Annotated in this window: 17 protein-coding genes; 4 read left to right on the top strand and 13 right to left on the bottom strand. The window is 72.9% G+C overall.

Annotated features, from left to right (window positions below; translation table 11 throughout):
* Nucleotides 1-108 precede the first annotated feature (108 nt).
* Together smc and ndk are read right to left on the bottom strand one after the other, a co-directional pair.
* Entirely contained in the window at nucleotides 109-3,666 is a 3,558-nt protein-coding gene (gene smc / locus AOM02_RS05160; protein ID WP_062297315.1) for a chromosome segregation protein SMC, read from the bottom strand.
* A 99-nt stretch (nucleotides 3,667-3,765) separates the two neighbouring features.
* The gene (ndk, locus tag AOM02_RS05165) at nucleotides 3,766-4,185 is read right to left on the bottom strand and encodes a nucleoside-diphosphate kinase (protein ID WP_062297317.1); all 420 of its coding nucleotides are present in this window, start codon (nucleotides 4,183-4,185) and stop codon (nucleotides 3,766-3,768) included.
* Nucleotides 4,186-4,539: 354 nt separating this feature from the next.
* Between ndk and AOM02_RS05170 the strand changes: the two genes are divergently transcribed.
* Nucleotides 4,540-5,049 carry an adenine phosphoribosyltransferase gene (locus AOM02_RS05170; protein WP_062297319.1) on the top strand — a complete coding sequence of 170 codons (510 nt, stop codon included), beginning with the start codon at nucleotides 4,540-4,542 and terminating at the stop codon, nucleotides 5,047-5,049.
* A 27-nt stretch (nucleotides 5,050-5,076) separates the two neighbouring features.
* On the opposite strand, the gene AOM02_RS05175 is transcribed toward AOM02_RS05170, so the two are convergent.
* The 4 genes from AOM02_RS05175 to AOM02_RS05190 all read right to left on the bottom strand — a co-directional run bounded on the left by AOM02_RS05175 (nucleotide 5,077) and on the right by AOM02_RS05190 (nucleotide 8,885).
* A complete protein-coding gene (locus AOM02_RS05175; protein ID WP_062297321.1) occupies nucleotides 5,077-5,526 on the bottom strand; it encodes a hypothetical protein in 450 nt (149 codons plus the stop codon).
* Nucleotides 5,523-5,957 carry a DUF4233 domain-containing protein gene (locus AOM02_RS05180; RefSeq protein WP_062297323.1) on the bottom strand — a complete coding sequence of 145 codons (435 nt, stop codon included), beginning with the start codon at nucleotides 5,955-5,957 and terminating at the stop codon, nucleotides 5,523-5,525. Before AOM02_RS05180 ends, AOM02_RS05175 begins: the two co-directional genes overlap by 4 nt.
* Nucleotides 5,954-7,351, bottom strand: coding sequence for a bifunctional folylpolyglutamate synthase/dihydrofolate synthase (locus AOM02_RS05185; protein WP_062297325.1), 1,398 nt, complete (start codon nucleotides 7,349-7,351; stop codon nucleotides 5,954-5,956). Before AOM02_RS05185 ends, AOM02_RS05180 begins: the two co-directional genes overlap by 4 nt.
* 70 nt (nucleotides 7,352-7,421) lie before the next feature.
* A complete protein-coding gene (locus tag AOM02_RS05190) occupies nucleotides 7,422-8,885 on the bottom strand; it encodes a bifunctional folylpolyglutamate synthase/dihydrofolate synthase (protein ID WP_228373777.1) in 1,464 nt (487 codons plus the stop codon).
* A gap of 390 nt (nucleotides 8,886-9,275) precedes the next feature.
* Here AOM02_RS05190 and AOM02_RS05195 point away from each other — a divergent pair, with 390 nt between their 5' ends.
* Nucleotides 9,276-9,929, top strand: coding sequence for a DUF2510 domain-containing protein (locus AOM02_RS05195; RefSeq protein WP_082104889.1), 654 nt, complete (start codon nucleotides 9,276-9,278; stop codon nucleotides 9,927-9,929).
* Between the two features lie 11 nt (nucleotides 9,930-9,940).
* On the opposite strand, the gene cysM is transcribed toward AOM02_RS05195, so the two are convergent.
* Nucleotides 9,941-10,852 (bottom strand): cysteine synthase CysM, encoded by a 912-nt coding sequence (gene cysM, locus AOM02_RS05200; protein WP_062297329.1) that lies wholly within the window; start codon nucleotides 10,850-10,852, stop codon nucleotides 9,941-9,943.
* 68 nt (nucleotides 10,853-10,920) lie between these two features.
* On the opposite strand from cysM, the gene AOM02_RS05205 reads away from it, so the two are divergent.
* Nucleotides 10,921-11,811: an aminodeoxychorismate lyase gene (locus tag AOM02_RS05205; protein ID WP_082104890.1), complete on the top strand. Its 891-nt coding sequence runs from the start codon at nucleotides 10,921-10,923 to the stop codon at nucleotides 11,809-11,811.
* A gap of 125 nt (nucleotides 11,812-11,936) precedes the next feature.
* On the opposite strand, the gene AOM02_RS05210 is transcribed toward AOM02_RS05205, so the two are convergent.
* Nucleotides 11,937-12,761: a sulfurtransferase gene (locus AOM02_RS05210; RefSeq protein WP_062297332.1), complete on the bottom strand. Its 825-nt coding sequence runs from the start codon at nucleotides 12,759-12,761 to the stop codon at nucleotides 11,937-11,939.
* A gap of 130 nt (nucleotides 12,762-12,891) precedes the next feature.
* On the opposite strand from AOM02_RS05210, the gene AOM02_RS05215 reads away from it, so the two are divergent.
* Nucleotides 12,892-13,560: a DUF2510 domain-containing protein gene (locus AOM02_RS05215; protein WP_228373103.1), complete on the top strand. Its 669-nt coding sequence runs from the start codon at nucleotides 12,892-12,894 to the stop codon at nucleotides 13,558-13,560.
* A gap of 64 nt (nucleotides 13,561-13,624) precedes the next feature.
* Here AOM02_RS05215 and ileS read toward each other — a convergent pair whose 3' ends face one another.
* The 5 genes from ileS to AOM02_RS05240 form a co-directional block, all read right to left on the bottom strand.
* Nucleotides 13,625-16,858 carry an isoleucine--tRNA ligase gene (ileS, locus tag AOM02_RS05220; protein ID WP_062297335.1) on the bottom strand — a complete coding sequence of 1,078 codons (3,234 nt, stop codon included), beginning with the start codon at nucleotides 16,856-16,858 and terminating at the stop codon, nucleotides 13,625-13,627.
* Between the two features lie 248 nt (nucleotides 16,859-17,106).
* Entirely contained in the window at nucleotides 17,107-17,874 is a 768-nt protein-coding gene (locus tag AOM02_RS05225; protein ID WP_062297337.1) for a hypothetical protein, read from the bottom strand.
* A complete protein-coding gene (locus AOM02_RS05230; protein WP_062297339.1) occupies nucleotides 17,871-18,416 on the bottom strand; it encodes a sigma-70 family RNA polymerase sigma factor in 546 nt (181 codons plus the stop codon). Before AOM02_RS05230 ends, AOM02_RS05225 begins: the two co-directional genes overlap by 4 nt.
* Before the next feature lie 61 nt (nucleotides 18,417-18,477).
* Entirely contained in the window at nucleotides 18,478-19,224 is a 747-nt protein-coding gene (locus tag AOM02_RS05235) for a hypothetical protein (protein WP_156156089.1), read from the bottom strand.
* Between the two features lie 208 nt (nucleotides 19,225-19,432).
* Nucleotides 19,433-20,224: a hypothetical protein gene (locus tag AOM02_RS05240; RefSeq protein ID WP_062297348.1), complete on the bottom strand. Its 792-nt coding sequence runs from the start codon at nucleotides 20,222-20,224 to the stop codon at nucleotides 19,433-19,435.
* Nucleotides 20,225-20,313 lie beyond the last annotated feature (89 nt).

Here is a 20,313-nt window from a genome sequence, read left to right on the forward strand (position 1 = left end):
TCGCGCACCGGACAAGTGATGAAAAAAGGGGCACTCGCCCCGAGGAGAGAACGTGTCGGCTCCGACGGTGTTCCCGGATCGCCGCCGATGGGCGGTCTGCCAGGGCCGTCAGGCGGCGTCGTCGTCGCGCAGGCGCTGACTGATGACGGTGGTGACGCCGTCGCCGCGCATCGTCACGCCGTAGAGGGCGTCGGCGATCTCCATGGTGCGCTTCTGGTGCGTGATGACGATGAGCTGGGAGTCCTCCTGCAGCTCGCGGAAGATCTCCAGCAGGCGACCCAGGTTGACGTCGTCGAGGGCCGCCTCGACCTCGTCCATCACGTAGAACGGGCTGGGGCGCGCCTTGAAGATCGACACGAGCAGCGCGACCGCGGTGAGCGAGCGCTCGCCGCCGGACAGCAGCGAGAGCCGCTTGACCTTCTTGCCGGCGGGGCGCGCCTCGACCTCGATGCCCGTGGTGAGCATGTGCGCGGGGTCGGTGAGCACGAGCCGGCCCTCGCCGCCCGGGAACAGGCGCGGGAAGACCCGGTCGAACTGCGCGGCGGTGTCCGCGAAGGCCTCCGCGAAGATCACCTCGACGCGCTCGTCGATCTCCTTGACGATCGTGAGCAGGTCCTCGCGCGAGCGCTTGATGTCCGCGAGCTGGTCGGTGAGGAACTTGTGGCGCTCCTCGAGCGCCGCGAACTCCTCCAGCGCGAGAGGGTTGACGCGGCCCAGCTGGTTCATGGCGCGCTCGGCCTGGCGCAGGCGCTTCTCCTGCTGCTCGCGCACGTACGGCGTGGTCTCGGGCTCGACGTCGGGGTCCGCGTCGGGGTCGACGACGGGGACGCCCAGGTGCGGCCCGTACTCCTCGACCAGGCGGTCGGGATCCATGCCGAGCTCGTCGACGGCGCGCTGGCGCAGCTGCTCGAGGCGCACGTTCTGCTCGGCGCGGGCCACCTCGTCGCGGTGCGCGTCGTCGGTGAGACGGGCGTGCTCGGTGGACAGCTCGTCGACGCTGCGGCGCACCTCGGCGAGCCTGCCGGTGCGCTCGGCGCGCGCGGCCTCGACCTCGGCGCGCTTGTCGTCGGCGTGCTGGACGGAGACGTCGATGAGCGCGATGGCGTCCTGGCTGCCGGCGATGACCTCGCGCGCGGCCTGGGCCTGGCGCTCACGGCGGGCGGCGGCGGCCTCGGCGCGGACGCGGGCCTCGCGCTCGGCGAGCGCGGCGCGCTCGAGGCTCTCGGCCCTCGCGGCGAGGGCGCGGGCGCGCTCCTCGGAGGTGCGCAGCGCGAGGCGGGCCTCGGTCTCCTTGGCCCGGGAGGTGCGGGCGTCCGCCTCGTCCTCGTCGCGCCGCTCCTGCGCCTCGCGGGTGTCGGCCTCGAACTGCTCGGGCTCGGCCTGGGCGGCGGCGAGGCGCTCGGTGAGGCTCGCGAGCTCGTCCTCGTCGGCCTTCATGCGGCCGTGGGCCTGGTCGAGCTGGTCGGTGAAGCGCTCGGACTCGGCCTTGGCGGCGCGCGCCTGGGCGCCGAGCTGGCCGAGCTTCTCGGCGACCGCGGCCATGCGGGCGTCGGCCTCGTTCAGGCGCGCGAGCGTGCGCTCGTGGAGGCCGCGGGCCTCGCCCTCGGCCTCCTCCGCGGCGCTCAGCCGCGCCTCCGTGGCCTCGACCCGGGTGGCGGCGAGGTCGCGCTTCTCGCGCGCGTCGTCGAAGGCCGCCTGCACGTGGATGACGCTGGGGGCGTCGCCGGCGCCGCCCGAGGCGGTGCGGCCGCCCAGGACGTCGCCGCGGCGGGTCACGGCCGTGACGTCACGATGCGCGGCCACGAGCGCGCGCGCCGCGGCCAGGTCGTCGACGACGGCGACGCCCGCGACCAGCGAGCGGACGGTCGCGAGCAGCGCGGCCGGGCCGTCGACGAGGTCGGTGGCCCAGCGCGCGCCGGCCGGCAGGGCGACGGCGGGGTTGTCGGCGGTGGCGGCCGCGTCGGCGACCAGGAAGCGGGCGCGTCCGGCGTCCTCGTCCCGCAGCCAGCGGATGGCGTCGACGGCGTCCTCGACGGAGTCGACGGCGAGGGCGTCCGCGAGCGGGCCGAGGGCGGCCGCGAGGGCGTCCTCCGCATCGTCCCCCACCTCGATGAGCGAGGCGACGGTGCCGGTGACGGCACGCAGGCCGCTCGCGAGCAGCGCGCCCGCGCCGTCCTTGCGCACGAGCGACAGCTCGAGGGCCTCGCCGCGCGCGGCCCACGAGTCGCGCTCGCGCATCGCGGTGTGGAGGGCGTCCTTGAGCTCGGAGACGGCGGCCTTGGCGCGCTCCCATGCCTCGGTGGCGGACTCGTGCTGGACGTCGAGGTCCTCCTCCCCCGCGTCGACGGTGGCGACGGAGGTCTCGACGTGCTGGAACTCGGCGTTGGCGTCGTGCGCGCGCTTCTCCGCGGCGGCGAGCTGCTCCTGGAGGCGGCCGATCTCCGCCTCGGCGGACTCGACGCGCGAGCGCTTGGCCGCGACCTGGCCGGCGAGGCGGGCGACGCCCTCGCGGCGGTCCGCGACCGAGCGGAGCAGGTTGGCGTGATGACGGTCCGACTGGAAGGCCTTCTCCTCGGCGTCCTTGCGGGCCTCGATCGCGGCCTCGAGGTCGGCCGCGGCGGCCTCGACCTCGGCCTCGAGCTCCCGGCGGGCGGTCCGCGCGCGCTCGACCTGCTCGTCGAGGTCGACCAGATCCGTGGGCGGCGCCTCGCTCTGGGTGCTGCCGAGCATGCGCAGGCGCTCCTCGGCGAGCGTGTGGAGGTTCCGGAGCCGCTCGCGGATCGCGCTGAGACGGTAGAAGGTGTCGTTGGCGCGGGTGAGCGCGGGCGCCGCCTCGGCGGACTGGCGCTCGAGCTCCGCGAGCAGCGCGCGGGCGTCGGCGAGGGCCTTCTCGACGGTGGCGCGGCGCTCGAGCAGCGCGGTCTCGTCCGCCTTGTCCTTGGACATCGACTCGGTGAGCGTGCCGATGTCGTCGGCGAGGAGGCGCGAGCGGGCGTCGCGGACGTCGACCTGGATGCGCTGCGCCTGGCGGGCGACCTCGGCCTGCTTGCCCAGCGGGCCGAGCTGGCGGCGGATCTCGCCCGTGAGGTCCTGGACGCGGGTGAGGTTGGCCTGCATCGAGTCGAGCTTGCGCAGCGCCTTGTCCTTGCGGCGGCGGTGCTTGAGGATGCCCGCGGCCTCCTCGATGAAGTGACGGCGGTCCTCGGGCGTCGCGCGCAGCACCGCGTCGAGCTGGCCCTGACCAACGATCACGTGCATCTCGCGGCCGAGGCCGGAGTCGGACAGCAGGTCCTGGATGTCGAGGAGGCGGCACGCGGAGCCGTTGATCGCGTACTCGGAGCCGCCGCTGCGGAACAGCGTGCGGCTGATCGTCACCTCGGTGTAGTCGATCGGCAGCGCGCCGTCGGTGTTGTCGATCGTGAGCGACACCTCGGCGCGGCCCAGCGGTGCGCGGCCGGACGTGCCGGCGAAGATGACGTCCGCCATCTGGCCGCCGCGCAGCGTCTTCGCACCCTGCTCGCCCATCACCCACGCGAGCGCGTCGACCACGTTCGACTTGCCCGAGCCGTTCGGGCCCACGACGCACGTGACGCCGGGCTCGAACTCGAGGGTGGTCGCCGACGCGAAGGACTTGAAGCCTCGCAGCGTCAGCGTCTTGAGATGCATGGGTGCGAGTGTAGGGGAATCGCCCGCGTGCTCAGGTGAGGCACGAGCACGCCCGCCCAGACCATCGTTCTGCCTGGTGGGAGGCTTCCCGGTGACGCGCTACAGGCCCGGGAACCAGATCCCAATCTCGCGCTCGGCGGACTCCGGCGAGTCCGAGCCGTGCACGATGTTGTGGATCACCGGCAGGTCCCACTGGCGGGCGAGGTCGCCGCGGATCGAGCCCGGGGCGGCCGTGGTCGGGTCGGTGGGTCCGGCCATCACCCGGAAGCCCTCGATCACGCGCTGGCCCTCGGCGACCACCGCGAGGACGGGGCCGGACAGCATGAACTCGACCAGCGGGTCGTAGAACGGCTTGCCCACGTGCTCCGCGTAGTGCTCGGCGAGCAGCTCGGGGGTCGCCTGGCGCAGCTCGACGGCGGCGAGCGTGTAGCCCTTCGCCTCGACCCGCCGGAGGACCTCCCCCGACAGACCGCGCTTCACGCCGTCGGGCTTGACCAGGATGAGGGTGCGTTCCGTCATGGTGGGGAGCCTAGCGGGGCGGGCCGCGATGGTGTCCACCGACCCCATACCGCTGGCGGTGCGTGCGGGGCCGATCCTGGGGTCTGCGGTACCGCTGGTGGTGCGCTTCGCCGTTGCAGCGACACGGATCGGCACCACAAGCCGGTTGTCAGCGGTGGAGGCGACACGATCCCCGGCCCGAAGGCGGGTTAGGCGCGGCGGTGGACGCTCAGCGGTACGGGGAGCCCTTCGGAACCGCGGATCCGCACCATCAGCGGTACGGCTGGCGGTGGGGTGGCGGCAGCGGGTCGGCGGTGACGCGCCTGGCGGCGGGCATCAGCCGAGGCCGGGACCGCCCCGTGACAGGATGGACCCGTGATCACGATCGACGACTTCGACACGTATCCCGACTTCCCCATCGAGGGGATCCTCTTCTACGACATCGCGCCGATCCTGGCGAGCCCCGAGCGCTTCCGCGAGGCCTGCATCCAGCTGATGCCGCCGAGCGGCTCGCAGGTGGACGTCGTCGCCGGCGTGGACGCGCGCGGCTTCATCTTCGCTCCGGTCGTCGCGCAGACGCTCGACGTCGGCATGGCGATGGTCCGCAAGAAGGGCAAGATGCCCGGCGTCGACCTGCTCGAGTCGTCTGCGGAGATCGAGTACGGCGCACGCGACCTCGCGGTCAGCGCCGGCTCGGTCGAGGGCAAGCACGTCCTCGTCATCGACGACGTCCTCGCGACGGGCGGCACGGCCCGCGCGGTCGCCGAGATGCTCGAGCGCGGCGGCGCCGCGTCGGTGCGCTTCAGCTTCCTCATCGAGATCGGCGAGCTGCCGGGGCGCGAGGCGCTCGAGGGCTACGACATCACCTCGGTCGTCACCGTCTGACGGGACGATGCGGCGGCGCGGCGCCGCTCAGGCGTTGCGGTAGCCGGTGGACCAGCGGACCGCGAGCAGAACGAGCGGCACGAGGATGAGCGCCGCGAACGACACCTCGAAGGCCACGAAGCCCTGGCTGATGGTCGTGGGCAGCGGGTCGAGCGAGCGCAGGTAGCCCGCGTGCACCGCGATGCCGGTCACCAGCACCGCGCCGGACAGCACGATCAGGCCCACCAGGAACCACGGCGGGAGCTGGCGCGTCTCGGGGTGCTCGCGCAGGAAGCGCGACCAGCGCGTGAGCATGTAGAAGACCGACACGTTGACCAGCACGAGGCCGGTGAACAGCAGCGCGTAGACCGCGGCCGACGGCCGTCCCAGCCCGGCGAACGCGTACAGCGACGCGTGCTCGAGCTGCCAGAAGACGAGGGTGAGTCCCAGCACGCCGAGCGCGAGGGCGCCGCCCATGCGCCACAGGAACGGGCTCATGCCTGCTCGCCGTCCGCGGCGGCCTCCGCATCAGCCTCGGCGTCGGCCTCGGCGTCCGCCTCCGCCGCGGCGCGCTCGGCACGCTCGCGGTCGATGCGCTTCCCGAGCCGCAGCCCGATGATCCATGTCAGCAGGAAGGTGCCGCCGATGATGGCGATGGTGGGCTCGATGAAGCCGGCGAGGAGCATCGGCACCTGGAGCGCCCAGCCGAGCCACCGGCCCCAGCGCTTCGCCTGCTGCCCCGCGGCGTAGCCGAAGGCGACCACGAGCCCGAGCCCGCCACCCCACAGCAGGCCGCCCGACAGGTCGACCTCGCCCGCCCGGTCCAGGCCCCACAGCACGAGCACCGCGAAGAACGCCGCGAGCGACTGGAGCGCGAGCACGGCCTGGCAGAAGATCAGCGTCGCGGGACGCTGGGGACGTGCGCTCATCGGGCCTGCCCCTGGCCCTTGCGACGGTCCGCGCCCGTGAGGATGCGGGTCTCGGCGACGAGGGTGATGGATCCGACCACGAGCACGCCCGCGCCCAGGTCGTTGTCGCGCTCGGCGCGCTGCACGGCCGCGTCGATCGCGTCCGGCACGGAGCCGGTGGCGGTGACGCGGTCCTCGCCGAAGACGGCGATGGCGATCCTCTCGAGGTCCTCGACCGGGATCGCGCGCGGCGACGGCGACGCGGTCACGACGACGTGCGCGAGCGCGGGCTCGAGCGCCGCGAGGATGCCCTCGGCATCCTTGTCGGCGAGCACGCCCACCACGCCGACGAGCGTCTCGAACGCGAAGGACTCCTCCAGCGCGTCGACCATGGCGTCGATGCCGTGCGGGTTGTGGGCCGCGTCGACGAGGATCAGCGGCGACGTGCGGACTGCCTCGAGGCGCCCCGGCGAGCTCACCTGGGCGAAGCCCGCCTCCACGGCCTCGCCGGACAGCGAGACCGGCTCGCCGCCGGCGGCGAGCAGCAGCTCGACCGCGGCGAGCGCGAGCAGCGCGTTGTGGGCCTGGTGGGCGCCGTAGAGCGGCACGAAGATGTCGGCGTAGGTCGCCGCCGGGGTGCGGAGGGTCACCAGCTGGCCGCCCACGCCGGGCTGCCGCTCCATGACCTCGAGCGCCTCGCCCTCCCAGTACGCGCGGGCGCCGCGCTCGGCGATCGCGGACTCGAGCACCGGCAGGACGCTCTCGGACTGTTCGGCGATGACGACCGCGGCGCCCTCCTTGATGATCCCGGACTTCTCCGCCGCGATGTCGACGAGCGAGTCGCCGAGCCACTGCTGGTGGTCGAGCCCGATGGGCGTGATGACGGACACCTCGCCGTCGACGACGTTGGTGGCGTCCCACACGCCGCCCATGCCGACCTCCACGACCGCGACGTCCACGGGGGCGTCGGCGAAGGCCGCGAGGGCGAGGACCGTGAGCACCTCGAAGAAGCTCATGCGCGGGCCGCCGGCCTCGAGCGAGCGTGCGTCGACCATGTGGACGATCGGCGCGACGTCCAGCCACAGCCGCACGAAGTCCTCGCTCGCGATGGGCTCGCCGTCGATCTGGATGCGCTCGCGCACGCTCGTGAGGTGCGGCGACGTGAACAGGCCGGTACGCAGCCCGTGCTCGCGCACGAGCGACTCGGTCATGCGCGCGGTGGACGTCTTGCCGTTGGTGCCCGTGAGGTGGACCACCTTGTACGCCTGCTGGGGGCTGCCGAGGAGGTCGCACGCGTCGCGGACGCGGTCGATCGTGGGTTCGAAGTCGTGCTCGGGGTTGCGGGAGACGATGTGCGCGTAGATCTCGCGCTCGGCCTCCTCGAGGCTCAGGCCACCGAGGTCAAGGTCGGTCATGACTCAAGTGTGTCACGGTCGGCCCGGCCCGCCGCCGCATCGTCCGGACGATGCGACGGCACCTGCGCCGCTACGCCGGGACGGCCCCCGCGTCGCCCGCGTCCTCGACGGGGGCGTCCGCGGCGTCGGCCGCGGCCACGACGGTCCCCGCGTCGACGGTGGCCGGCATGTGGGTCGCCTGGAGGTGGCGGCGAGCCTCGGCCACGAGCGTGATCGAGCCCGCGATGAGCACGCCGCCCTCGCCCTCGGCCTCCGCGGCGATCGTCGTCGCCATCTGGACCGCGTCCGGCACCGAGCCGGCCACCCGGACCCGGTCCGCGCCGAAGATCAGGCGGGCGCGCTCGGCAAGCACCTCCGCGTCCGCCGCACGGTGCGAGCGCGTCTGGGTGATGACGACCTCGTCGATGAGCCCCGCGAGGCCCGTGAGGATGCCCTCGGCGTCCTTGTCGGCCAGCACCGCGACCACGCCGATGAGGCGGTCGAAGTCGAAGGTCTCGCGCAGCGTGTCGGCCAGCGCCGCGATGCCGTGCGGGTTGTGCGCGGCGTCGACGATCACGGTCGGCTCCGCGGAGACGACCTCCATGCGGCCGGGCGAGGTCGCGCCCGCGAAGCCGCGGGCCACCGCCGGCAGGCTGAGCGCGCGCGGCACGCCGGCGCCCATGAACGCCTCGCACGCGGCGAGCGCGATGAGCGCGTTCTGGGCCTGGAACTCGCCGTGGAGCGGCACGAACACGTCGACATAGTTGCGCGACGCCGTGCGCATCGTGACAACCTGGCCGCCCGGGACGATGCGGCGGTCGGACACCGACATGTGCGCGCCCTCCCAGAACACCGAGGCCTGGCGCTGCGCGGCCGCCGCGACGATGACCTGGGCGGCCTCGTCCTTCTGGAGCGCGCTCACGACGGTCGCGCCGGGCTTGATGATGCCGGACTTCTCGTGCGCGACGCCCGGCAGCCCGCCGGTGAAGTACTTGTCGTGGTCGCGCGCCATGGGCGTGAGGACCGCGATGCGGCCGTCGGCGACGTTCGTGGCGTCGCGCAGGCCGCCGATGCCGACCTCGAGGACGAGCGCGTCGACGCCCGCGTCCGCGTAGGCGACGAAGCCGAGCACGGTGAGCACCTCGAAGAAGCTCATCCGCGGGCCGCCGCGCTGGATCGACGCCTGGTCGACCGCGTGGATCGCGGGCGAGACCTGCTGCCAGAGGCGCACCAGCGCGTCCTGCGGCAGCGGCGAGCCGTCGATCATGATGCGCTCGCGCAGCGTGGTGAGGTGCGGCGAGGTGAACAGGCCCGTGCTGAGGCCGTGGGCGCGCAGCAGGGACTCGACCATGCGGCTGGTCGAGGTCTTCCCGTTGGTGCCGGTGACATGGATGATGTCGAGCGAGCGATGAGGATCACCGAGCAGCGACAGCGCCTGCGTGACGCGCAGGAGCTTGGCCTCATGGTCGGCCTCGGGAGTGCGGGCGAAGATGTGCGCGTCGATCTCGCGCTCGGCCTCGGAGAGGCTCAGTTCGGGGAAGACATCCGTTGTCACGAGAAGCAATTGTGCGGCACGTTTCGGGGTGCTCGTGACACGTTCTCCGAGCCTGTCCGAGGCACTCGATAACATGCTGATCTACCAGGCATATCGACGCTATTTCGGACGTGTTTCGGGACGATGCGCGACACGCCCGGCGACGACACGCCGCATCGGCGCGGCGCGGCCGCCTGAGAGGCCCCGTCCGGGGCCGCGCGACGGGATCCGCGCCTCCCCGCGCGCGGCAGCGCGTCTCCGGAGCGAAGCCTGACGAATCGCACCAATCGCACATTCCTGCTGCTAGCAGGCAACACGCAGAAACGGGACCGTGTGAGATTTCCCCGTGACACGCATCGTCCGGTGCATTATCTTGTGCCGACGGTTGTCGCACATGCTGAGGGGGATTGCGTGACCGAGTCGATGGAGCCTGCCCACGGCCTTCCGGCCGCGGGTTGGTATGTGGACCCGCTGGATGCGGGGGTGCTGCGCTACTGGAACGGCGCCGCCTGGACCGCGCACGCGCGGCCCGTGGAGGTGGAGCCGGAGCCCGCGCGCGCCCAGAAGCACCGCCTGGGCCTCGCCGCCGTCCTCGGCATCATCGCGTCCACCGCCCTGCTCGGCGTCGCCCTCGTCACGATCGCCGCGCTCGCGCAGGCGGAGCGCATGGATCCGACCGAGCCGAACGCCGTCGCCTCCACGAGCGCCGCCCCCGCGACCGATGCCGCGCCGGGCCACAAGATCCTCTGGAAGCACGCGAAGGCCGACCTCGAGCAGCTGGGCGTGAACATCCTCACGGCGTTCGCCGACCACCCGGACGCACCCGTCGATGTCATCGAGGTCAACGGCGACTACGTGGTCCTGGCGGACGGCGCCGCGTACGCCACGATCGACGTGTCGGAGGGCGTGGCGTTGGGCGGCTACGTCGACGGGAGCGCGGAGGACTTCTGCGTGTGGGTGACGATCCCCACCACCGGCAGGAACGCGCACTGGTCGCCTCTCGACGTCGCGGACGAGGACGGCAAGGTCGACCGGTCGGGCGACTGCACCGACGTCGTCGGCTGACGGCCCCCGGCCTACTCCCCCGCCGCGTCGAACAGCGGCGTCGACAGGTAGCGGTCGCCGCGGTCGCAGGCGATGAACACCACGGTGGAGCCCGGCTCCTCGGCGGCGATCTCGAGCGCGATCGCGGCCGCGCCGCCCGAGCTCATCCCCACCAGCAGCCCCTCGCGGCGCGCGAGCGCACGCGTGGTGTCGACGGCGCGCTCCTGGGTCACGGTGCGCACCTCGGCGATGTAGGTGGGGTCGAAGACCCGCGGCAGGTACTCCGGCGGCCACGCACGGATGCCGGGGATGGCGGCGCCGGGCGCCGGCTGGATGCCGATGACGCGCACGTGCGGCGCGATCGCGTGAAGGCCGCGCGACAGGCCCGTGACCGTGCCGGTGGTGCCCATCGAGGACACGACGTGCGTGACCGTGCCCTGCGTCTGCTCCCAGATCTCGGGGCCGGTCGCGAGCTCGTGCGCGCGCGGGTTCGCGGGGTTGGCGAACTGGTCGAGCCGGACCGCGCCGGTGTCACGCGAGATCTGCTCCGCGACGTCGCGGGCGAGCTCCATGCCGCCCTCCTTGTCGGTCTCCACGACCTCCGCGCCGTAGGCCGTCATCGACAGCGACCGCTCGCGCGACGAGCCGGCGGGCATCACGAGGATCATCCGGTAGCCCTTGACGGCGGCGGCCGCGGCGAGCGCGATGCCGGTGTTGCCGCTCGTGGCCTCGACCAGCGTCGCACCAGGGGCGATGAGGCCGTCCTGCTCGGCCGCGGCGATCATCGAGAAGGCGGGACGGTCCTTGACGGAGCCCGCGGGGTTGTCACCCTCGAGCTTGGCGAGCACCATGCCCCCGCCGTCGACGGGGAGGCGTTGGAGGCGCACGACGGGCGTGCGCCCCACGAGGTCGGCGATGGTCGGCGGCGCGTACGGGGTCACCATGCGCCCATCATGCACGGGACCTCGCGCTTTCGTCCCGCACCCGCGCTACGGTGGCCGAGGAGGTGACCATGCCCGCCCTTGTCGTCTGCGCCGCTCCGGTCGCAGGAATGCCCGGTTGCCGGGCCGAGCTCGTCGACCCGGACACGCCCGTCGCGACCGCCACCGACGCGGGCCTCACGCGCGGCGACGGGGTCTTCGAGACCGTCGGTGTGCACGACGGCCGGATGCACGACCTGGAGCCCCACCTCGAGCGCCTCGCGCAGTCCGCGTCGATGCTCGACCTGCCCGCGCCCGACCTGGGGGCGATGCGGGACGCGATCGCGCTGGCGGTGCGCGCGCTGCTCGAGGGGCTGCCGTCGACGCCCCCCACGGCGCTCGCCAAGGTGGTCTACACGCGCGGACCCGACCACGGGCCGAATGCCGGACACCCCACCGGCTACGTCTACGCGGACGTGTTCCCCGACGTCACGCGCGAGCGCACCGAGGGCGTCTCGGTGATCACCCTGAGCCGGGGCTACCCGCACGCGATCGGCGCGAAGGCGCCGTGGCTGCTCGTCGGCGCGAAGACGCTGTCGTACGCGGTCAACATGGCCGCCGAGCGGCACGCCAAGTCGCGCGGGCTGGACGACGTCATCCTGCTCACCACGGACGGCTACGTGCTCGAGGCGCCGCGCGCGAGCGTGCTGGTCCGGCTCGGGGACGAGGTCGTGACGCCGGCCGCCGAGGGCGGGCTGCTGCACGGCACCGCACAGCGCGCGGCCTTCGAGTCGTTCACCGCGCGCGGGCTGTCGTGTTCGTACCGCGACGTGACCGTCGACGAGCTCGAGGCGGCGGACCACCTGTGGCTGACCGACTCCGTGCAGCTGCTGCGCCCCATCCGCGAGCTCGACGGCCGCATGCTCGTCGTCGACCGCGCGCTCACCGACGGCGTCAACGCGGACCTGCTGGCCCACGGCTGACCCACCCGAGCGCCTCTCCACACAGGAAGTGCGCTCCTCCACACCAACCGCCCGATGTGAACGGGCACATGGCTGAATTCGCGCGAGCCGAGGGCTTCTTGTGTGGAGGAGCGCTCGGTCGCGGGCTACTCCCCCGTCGCGACCGGGCGCCCCTGGTGGGCCCAGGCCGACCACGAGCCCGGGTACAGGGTCGCCGGGATGCCGACGATCTCGAGCGCGGCGATCTGGTGGGCGGCGGTGACGCCGGAGCCGCAGTAGACGGCCACGTCGGCGCCCGGCGCGACGCCGAGCCCCGCGAAGCGCGCCTCGAGCTCCGCGCCTGACAGGAACGTGCCCTTCCCGCCCGCGTTGCCGGTGGTAGGCGCGTTGACGGCGCCCGGGATGTGGCCGGCGACGGGGTCCATGGGCTCGACGTCGCCCCGGAACCGCTCGGGCGCGCGGGCGTCCAGCAGGACGCCGCGCGCGGGCCACGCCGCCACATCGTCCGCCTCGACGACGGGCATGAGGCCCCATCCCAGGGCGACCGAGCCGGGCTCAGGCTCCACCGGGCCCGTCTCGACCGGCAGCCCGGCGAGCACCCAGGCGTCGTAGCCGCCGTCGAGGATGCGCACGTCGACGCCGGCATGCCGCAGCAGCCACCACGCGCGGGCGGCGCCGAAGGACGGGCCGCCGTCGTAGACCACCACGGCGTCCCCGTCGTCCAGGCCCCATCGGCGCGCGGCCGCCTGGAACGCCTCGGGCGTCGGCAGCGGGTGTCGGCCAGCGCGCGGGTCGCCGATGTCCGCCAGCTCCGTGTCGAGGTCGACGTACACGGCGCCGGGCAGGTGACCCGCGGCGTGCTCGGCCTCGCCGTTCGGCTGCGCGAGCGCCCACCTCACGTCGAGCAGGCGCGGCGGCGCGGACGACGCGAGGGCCGTGGCGAGCTGGGCGGGCGAGATGAGCACGGGCATGGGTTCCTCCGGTCGTGCTGGCTGCTCGCACCATCCTGGCACGCGGCGCACGCGCGCTCGGCCGCGTCGCCACGGCACCGGCGTCATAGCCGCTAGCGTGTGGCGCGAACACACGACTGGGGAGGCAACCGTGGATGACGCAGGGACGATGCACGGGCAGGGCGTCCCGGCGGGCGGCACGGTGGCGCCGGCCGGCTGGTACGCCGACCCTGAGGGACAGCCGGGACTGCTCCGCTACTGGGACGGTTCCGCGTGGACGAGCCACACTCACGCCGCGGGAGCTGCGGCCGCGCCGGCGACCAGCCGCGGCCGGTCGCCGAGCACGGTGGTCGCGATCGTCGTGGGCTCCGTGGTGGTCGGGATCCTCCTCGTCGGGATCCTCGCCGCGATCGCGATCCCCCTGTACCTCAACCAGCAGCAGAAGGCCGCGGACGCCGCCTCCGAGGCGGGCGACCCGTACACGACCGCCGATCTGGCCAACGATCCGGCCGCGTACGCGGATGCCGGGGCCAGAGGTGCCGCCGGAAAGCTCGGCCAGCTGATGTCCGCCTACACGAGCTCCAACGGCCGCATGCCCGACATCGCGATGGACGGATCCGACTTCACGCTCTACGACGACGAGGGCGAGTGGTTCAGCGCCACGTTCCCCGAGGGGATCTCCCTCGTCGCGTACCAGGAGACCTCCACGGGCTTCTGCATCGGCATCCACGCGGAGGCGGGCACGGTCGGGCACTACCACGTCACCGAGTCGGGCGAGGTGGCCGAGGGGCCCTGCCCGACGGACGGCTCCGCCGCCTGAGCGTCCGCAGACGCACGACGGGGTCCGACCACGCGGTCGGACCCCGTCGTACGTGAGGCTTCGGTCAGGCCTTGGCGACCTCGACGGCCTGCGCGCCCTCGGCCACCTTCACCTCGACCGCGAGCACCTCGCCCGCGATGAGGTCCTGGTGCTTCGCGACCGCGGCCACGCGCTCGGCGGGCACGGTGAGCGACAGCACGATGCGGTCGGACACGTTGAGGCCGGCGTTCTTGCGCTCGTCCTGGATCGCGCGGATGAGGTCGCGGGCGAAGCCCTCGGCCTCGAGCTCGGGCGTGATCGCGGTGTGGAGCAGCACGAAGCCGCCGCCGGGCAGCACGGCCGCCACGGAGTCCGAGTCCTCGCCGCCGCCGATGACGGTCGCGAGCTCGTACTCGCCCTCGACCAGCGCGATGCCGCCGGACACGACCTGACCGGACGCGTCGGACCAGTCGCCGGTCTTGGAGCCCTTGATCGCGGCCTGCACGTCCTTGCCGATGCGCGGGCCGGCCGCGCGGGCGTTGACGGTGAGGCGGCGCTCGACGGGGTTCGCGGCCGTGAACTCCTCGACGGTGACCAGCGACACCGCCTTGACGTTGAGCTCGGACGCGATCAGCGCCGCATAGTCCCGCAGCGCCTCGGGCGACTCGACCGCGACCTCGAGCGAGGTGAGCGGCTGACGCACGCGGATCTGCTCCTTCTTGCGCAGCGCGTGCGCGGAGGAGACGACCTCGCGGACCTGGTCCATGACCGCGCCGAGCGAGTCGTCCGCCCACGCCGCGGGCGCGACCGGGTAGTCCGTGAGGTGCACCGAACGCTCGTTGGTGAGGCCGCGGTAGATCTCCTCGGTCGCGAGCGGCAGCAGCGGGGCGGCCAGGCGCGTGAGCGTGACGAGCACCGTGTAGAGCGTGTCGAACGCGTCCTGGTCCTCGTCCCAGAAGCGGTCGCGCTGGGTGCGGACGTACCAGTTGGTGAGGAGGTCCATGAACTGGCGCAGCGACTCGGAAGCGCCGGGCACGTCGAAGGCCTCCATCTGCGCGGTGACCTCGGCGACCAGGTCGGCCGTCTTGGCGAGCACGTACCGGTCCATCACCGGCAGCGACGCGACCCGCGCATCGTCCATGTGCGATCCCAGCACTCCCGCACCACCGTTGGCGGCGCCGGCGTACAGCGTGAAGAAGTAGTACGTCGACCACAGCGGCAGCAGCACCTGGCGAACGCCCTCGCGGATGCCCTCCTCGGTGACGATGAGGTTGCCGCCGCGCAGGATGGGCGAGGACATGAGGAACCAGCGCATCGCGTCGGAGCCGTCGCGGTGGAACACCTCGTTGACGTCCGGGTAGTTGCGCAGCGACTTCGACATCTTGCGGCCGTCCGAGCCGAGCACGATGCCGTGCGAGACGCAGGTCTTGAACGCCGGGCGGTCGAACAGCGCGGTCGCGAGGACGTGCATGACGTAGAACCAGCCGCGGGTCTGGCCGATGTACTCGACGATGAAGTCCGACGGGTTGTGCGTGTCGAACCACTCGCGGTTGTCGAACGGGTAGTGCACCTGCGCGAACGGCATCGAGCCGGAGTCGAACCACACGTCGAACACGTCGCTGATGCGGCGCATCGTCGCCTTGCCCGACGGGTCGTCGGGGTTGGGGCGGGTGAGGTCGTCGATCCAGGGACGATGCAGGTTGGGCTCGCCCTTGTCGTCCAGCGGGAGGCGGCCGAAGTCGCGCTCGAGCTCCTCGAGCGAGCCGTACACGTCCGTGCGCGGGAACGCCGGGTCGTCCGACACCCACACGGGGATGGGCGTGCCGAAGTAGCGGTTGCGCGAGATCGACCAGTCGCGGGCGCCCTCGAGCCACTTGCCGAACTGGCCGTGCTTGATGTGCTCGGGGACCCAGGTGATGTCCTCGTTGAGCTCGACCATGCGGTCGCGGAACTCGGTCACGCGCACGAACCACGAGCCCACCGCGCGGTAGATCAGGGGGTTCCGGCAGCGCCAGCAGTGCGGGTAGCTGTGGTCGTAGGTCTCGTGGCGCAGGACGATGCCCGCCTCCTTGAGGTCCACGATCACCTGCGGGTTCGCGTCGAAGACCTGCTGGCCCTCGTACTGCGGGTACTCGGAGGTGAAGCGGCCCTTGGAGTCGATGGGCATGACCGGCTCGATGCCGGCCTCCTGGCACACGAGCATGTCGTCCTCACCGAAGGCCGGGGCCAGGTGGACGATGCCGGTGCCGTCCTCGGTCGACACGTAGTCGGCGGGCAGGACCTGGTGGACGTTCTCGCGGTCCGCGTAGGTGGCGAAGGGGGCCCGGTAGCGGCGGCCCGCGAGGTCGCGGCCCAGCACGGTGCCGACGATCTGCGCGTGCTCCGGCGCGGGCACCTCGCCCTCGGGGGCGAGCGCGCCGAGCTCGCGGGCGTACGCGCCGAGGCGCGCCTTCGCGAGGACGATGCGCGAGCCGGCGAACTGGGACTCGGAGCCGGGCTCGACGACCACGTACTCGATGTCCGGGCCGACCGCGGCCGCGAGGTTCGAGGGCAGGGTCCACGGCGTGGTGGTCCACACGATGAGGGACTCGCCGGTGGTGTGGCCCGCGTCGTCGAGCAGCGGGAACAGCACCGTCAGGGCCGGGTCCTGGCGCATCGCGTAGACGTCGTCGTCCATGCGCAGCTCGTGGTTGGACAGCGGGGTCTCGTCGCGCCAGCAGTACGGCAGCACGCGGTAGCCCTCGTAGGCGAGGCCCTTGTCGTAGAGCTCCTTGAAGGCCCAGATGACGGACTCCATGAAGGTCACGTCGAGGGTCTTGTAGTCGTTCTCGAAGTCGACCCAGCGGGCCTGGCGGGTGACGTACTGCTCCCACTCCTTGGTGTACTTCAGCACCGACTGCTGGCACGCGTCGTTGAACGCCGCGATGCCCATCTCCTCGATCTGGGACTTGTCCGTGATGCCGAGGATGCGCTCGGCCTCCAGCTCGGCGGGCAGGCCATGGGTGTCCCAGCCGAAGCGGCGCTCGACGCGCTTGCCGCGCATCGTCTCGAAGCGCGGCACCACGTCCTTGGCGTAGCCGGTGAGGAGGTGGCCGTAGTGCGGCAGGCCGTTCGCGAAGGGCGGGCCGTCGTAGAAGACGAACTCGTTGTTGCCGTCCTCGGTGCGCGCGGGACGGTTGTCGATGGACGCCTGGAAGGTCTTGTCGGCCTCCCAGTACGCGAGCACGTCCGTCTCGATCGACGGGAAGTGCGGCGACGGGGGCACCTCGACGTGCGCGTCCTGGTCGGAGCTGCGGTGGAGGGGGTAGCGCGCGGTCATGCGGTCCTCTGCGGTGGTGGTCCTGGCGTTCTTCTCGACTGCGAGGACGCCCCGTCCCGAGGGACGATGCGCGGTACCACCCCGCTTGCCTCCGTCCCCTGTCGCCAGGGTCGCGGCGGCCGCTCGTTGTCGCTGTGACGGGCTGCCCGTGCGGTTCTACTCTCCCGGAGGATTTCTTCCGCAAGCTCGCCGGTGATGGCCGGGTCGACGCTGCTGCGTAGAAGTGTACCGGGGCGTGCCCGGGACGGTCACCCGGCCGCCGCGGTGAACCACGCCACGATGATCTGCGCGGCGAGGTCCCGGGCTCCGGGCTCGGTCACGACCGCGAGCGCCTCGTCGCCGTCGACATGCACCCAGGCGCGCCAGGTGCCATCGGTCGTACCGCCGGTCACGTCCACGCGGACGCCATCGCCGGGCACGGCCCCGATCCCCAGGTCCTTGACGTCGACCTCGAGTCCGGACGAGGCCGCCTGCTCCTGGCATCCGGTCGCCGCCCGGTCAATCTCCGCGAGGTACGCCCGCGCGTCCTCGGCCGAGGCGAAGCCGCGCGCCGTGACGCCGCTGACCGCGGCACCGCCCGAGCCCACCGCGCCGACGGCGACCGGCTCGCCTCCGAGCCCCGACTGCCCCTCGAGGCGTGCGAGGCCGTCGAGCGTGGCGCACGCCGGCGCCTCGTCGGGCCCGAGACCCCACGTCTCGACGAGGCCCGCGGCGGAGCCGTCGGCCTGCAGCGCGTCTGGGGGATCCCAGTCGCGCACCCTTTGCTCGATCTCGAGGCTGGACACGGGGTCGGCCGTGCCGCCGCCGTCGTGGGACAGCATCAGCCCGTACGAGCCGAGGGCGACCGCGCCGGCCGCGGCCAGGCCGCCCGCCGCCTGCGCGAGCCGCCGGTTCCTGCGGCGCGGGCCGATCGCGCGCTCGTACAGCGAGGTCTCCTCGCCCTGGTGCTCGTGCGCGAAGCGGCGGGACTCCTTGTCCATCGAGTCGAGCAGCATCCCCGTGAGCTTGTCGGTCATCGTGCACCTCGTCTCGGGATCACGGCGGTCACGCGGTCCTCCGCCGGGTCGGCGAACCCCAGGTCGCCGAGCGTCTCGCGCATGTGCGCGATCGCGTCGTGGAGGTAGCGCTTCACCGCGCCTTCGGACACGCCCATGCGTGCGGCGGTCTCGGCGGTGGTGAGCTGCTCGACGTGCCGCAGCACCACGCACGCCCGCTGGCGCGCGGGGAGCTCACGCAGCGCCAGCACCACCGCATCGTGCTCCCCCGCGTGCTCGTCGGCGGGTGCGGCGTCCCGCTCGACCAGCAGGTGCTGCTTCGAGCGTGCGACGGCCTGGGAGCTCCTCCGGTTGAGGAACTGGGTGAGGATGGTCCGCCTCACGTAGGCCTCCGCCCGGTTGACGTCGTCGAGCCGACGCGCGCGCGAGAAGGTGCGGATGATCGCGTCGTGGACCAGGTCCTCCGCCGTGGGGCGGTCGCCGGCCAGCAGGTACGCGTAGCCGACGAGGCGGCTGCGCCGCTCGCGGACGAGCGTGTCGAGCACGCCGTGCCACGCCTTCATGGCGTTCCGCCGTCCCGCCGCCGGCTGCGCAGGTCCATGGTCGATCGCCGCCCCGCGTCCCTCAGCCCGCGTCCATGTAGGCGACGAAGTCGCGGATGACCTGCGCGACCACCGCCTCCTCGTCAGCGATGCCCACCGCGTCGATCATGATCGCGTAGGGCCCGTCGACGTGGACGTAGTGGTTCCAGGTCCCGCGCTCGCCCACGAGCTCGACCTCGCCCGCCTCGTCGTAAAGGGTCGAGGTGCCGGCGACCGTCACGCGCACGGTCGTGCCGTCGACACCGGCGAGCTGCTGCTCGGAGACCTCCGCCACCTCGTGCTCGGTCGTCGTCGAGCCGTCCTCCCAGGTGGACTCCCAGGAGTAGGCGGCGCAGTCCGCGTCGAGCATCGCCGGATACAGCGTGGCGGCGAGGTCCTCGTCGCCGAACACGCGCGTGAGGATGTAGACGATGAACTCCGGTTCGCCCTCGGGTGCCTCACCGCCGGGGAACAACGGACCGACCGGGTTGACGACGTCGCCGGCCGCCTCCGTCCGATCCTTGACGGTGGTCAGCGCCGTCGCCTGGTGGAAGGCCGAGCAGGCCGCCGGGTCGTAGACCTCGGTGCCGGACCCCATGAAGCTCTCGACCGAGTCGACCGGCGAGAGGTCACCTGCGGGCACCGCATAGCCGTCGATATCGACCACGCCGTCGAAGCCCGCCAGCAACCTCTTGAGCTCGGGATCGTCCACCGGTGCGGCGACGGCGCCCACGCTCGCCGCGGCCTCGCCGCGGTCGGCGACGCGTCGACAGCACCCGACGAACCGCAACCGGCAAGCGCCGGGACGGCGGCGGCGAAGGCGCCGGCGGTGACGGCGCGGACCACGGTGCCCGCGCGGACGGTTCGGACTGATCGCTTCATGATGGTGTCTCCCCCGGCGGCCCCGCGGCCGCCTCACCATCTCAACAGGCCACCACACCTTGCGGTTGTGCGCGACCTGGGACGGTCGGTGCCGCCATCGTCGCGGCGCGCCCGCGCTACCGGCGAGCCCCGCGGGCCCACGCCCGGATGATCGCGGTGCCGAGGTCCGGGGCGCCCGGGTCGACGACCACCGCGATCGCCTCGACACCGTCGACGTAGAGCTCCAGGCGCCACGCGTCGCGGCTCCCCCGCACCTGCACCGCGACCGCGACGACCTCGCCGTCGAGCCCGTCCAGCCGGTAGCGGATCACCGACGCCACGGTGCCCCACTCCGCGAGCGCGGCCGCGCACGCGTCGGCGATGCGCTTGAGCTCCCCGAGGTAGCGCGCGGCGACGTCCACGTTCTCGAACCGGCGCACGTGCAGGTCGTTCGCGGCGCCGTCGCCCCGCACGAAGGCGCCGACGTGCACGCCCGTGGACCAGTCGGAGCCACCCTCGAGCCGGCCGAAGACCTCGAGCGCGGGGCATGCGCTCGACGCACCACTGACGTCGCCGACGGCCGCGGACAGCGTCATCGCGGACGCCCCGGGGTCGATCGCGAGACCGCCGACCGTCCAACCGCGCTCCCCCGGCATCGCCTCGGGGTTCGACTCCACGCTCGCCGTCGGGCTGGCCGAGGCGCCCATCGGTGCGGCCTCGTCGTTCTCCGGCCCCGACGCCATCATCCCGACGCCCATGAACGATGCGGCGAGGACCGCGGCGACGGCGGGCACGAGGCGGCGCGCGCGACGGCGCGGCACGATCGCCCGCAGGTACAGCCCGGCCTCCTCCCCGCGGTGGTCGGCGGCGAACGATCGCCGCTCGTCGTCGGCCGCCTCCTCCAGCGCCTCGCGCAGCTCGTCGCTCATGGCTCCCCCTCTCCCGCGTCGCCGCCGCGGCGGCGCGCGCCTCCCGAAGCCAGAACAGCCGGCACGTGCGCGAGGTTGGGCCCGGCCCA

The sequence above is a fragment of the Demequina maris genome (genome assembly GCF_000971155.1).
Lineage (GTDB): Bacteria > Actinomycetota > Actinomycetes > Actinomycetales > Demequinaceae > Demequina > Demequina maris.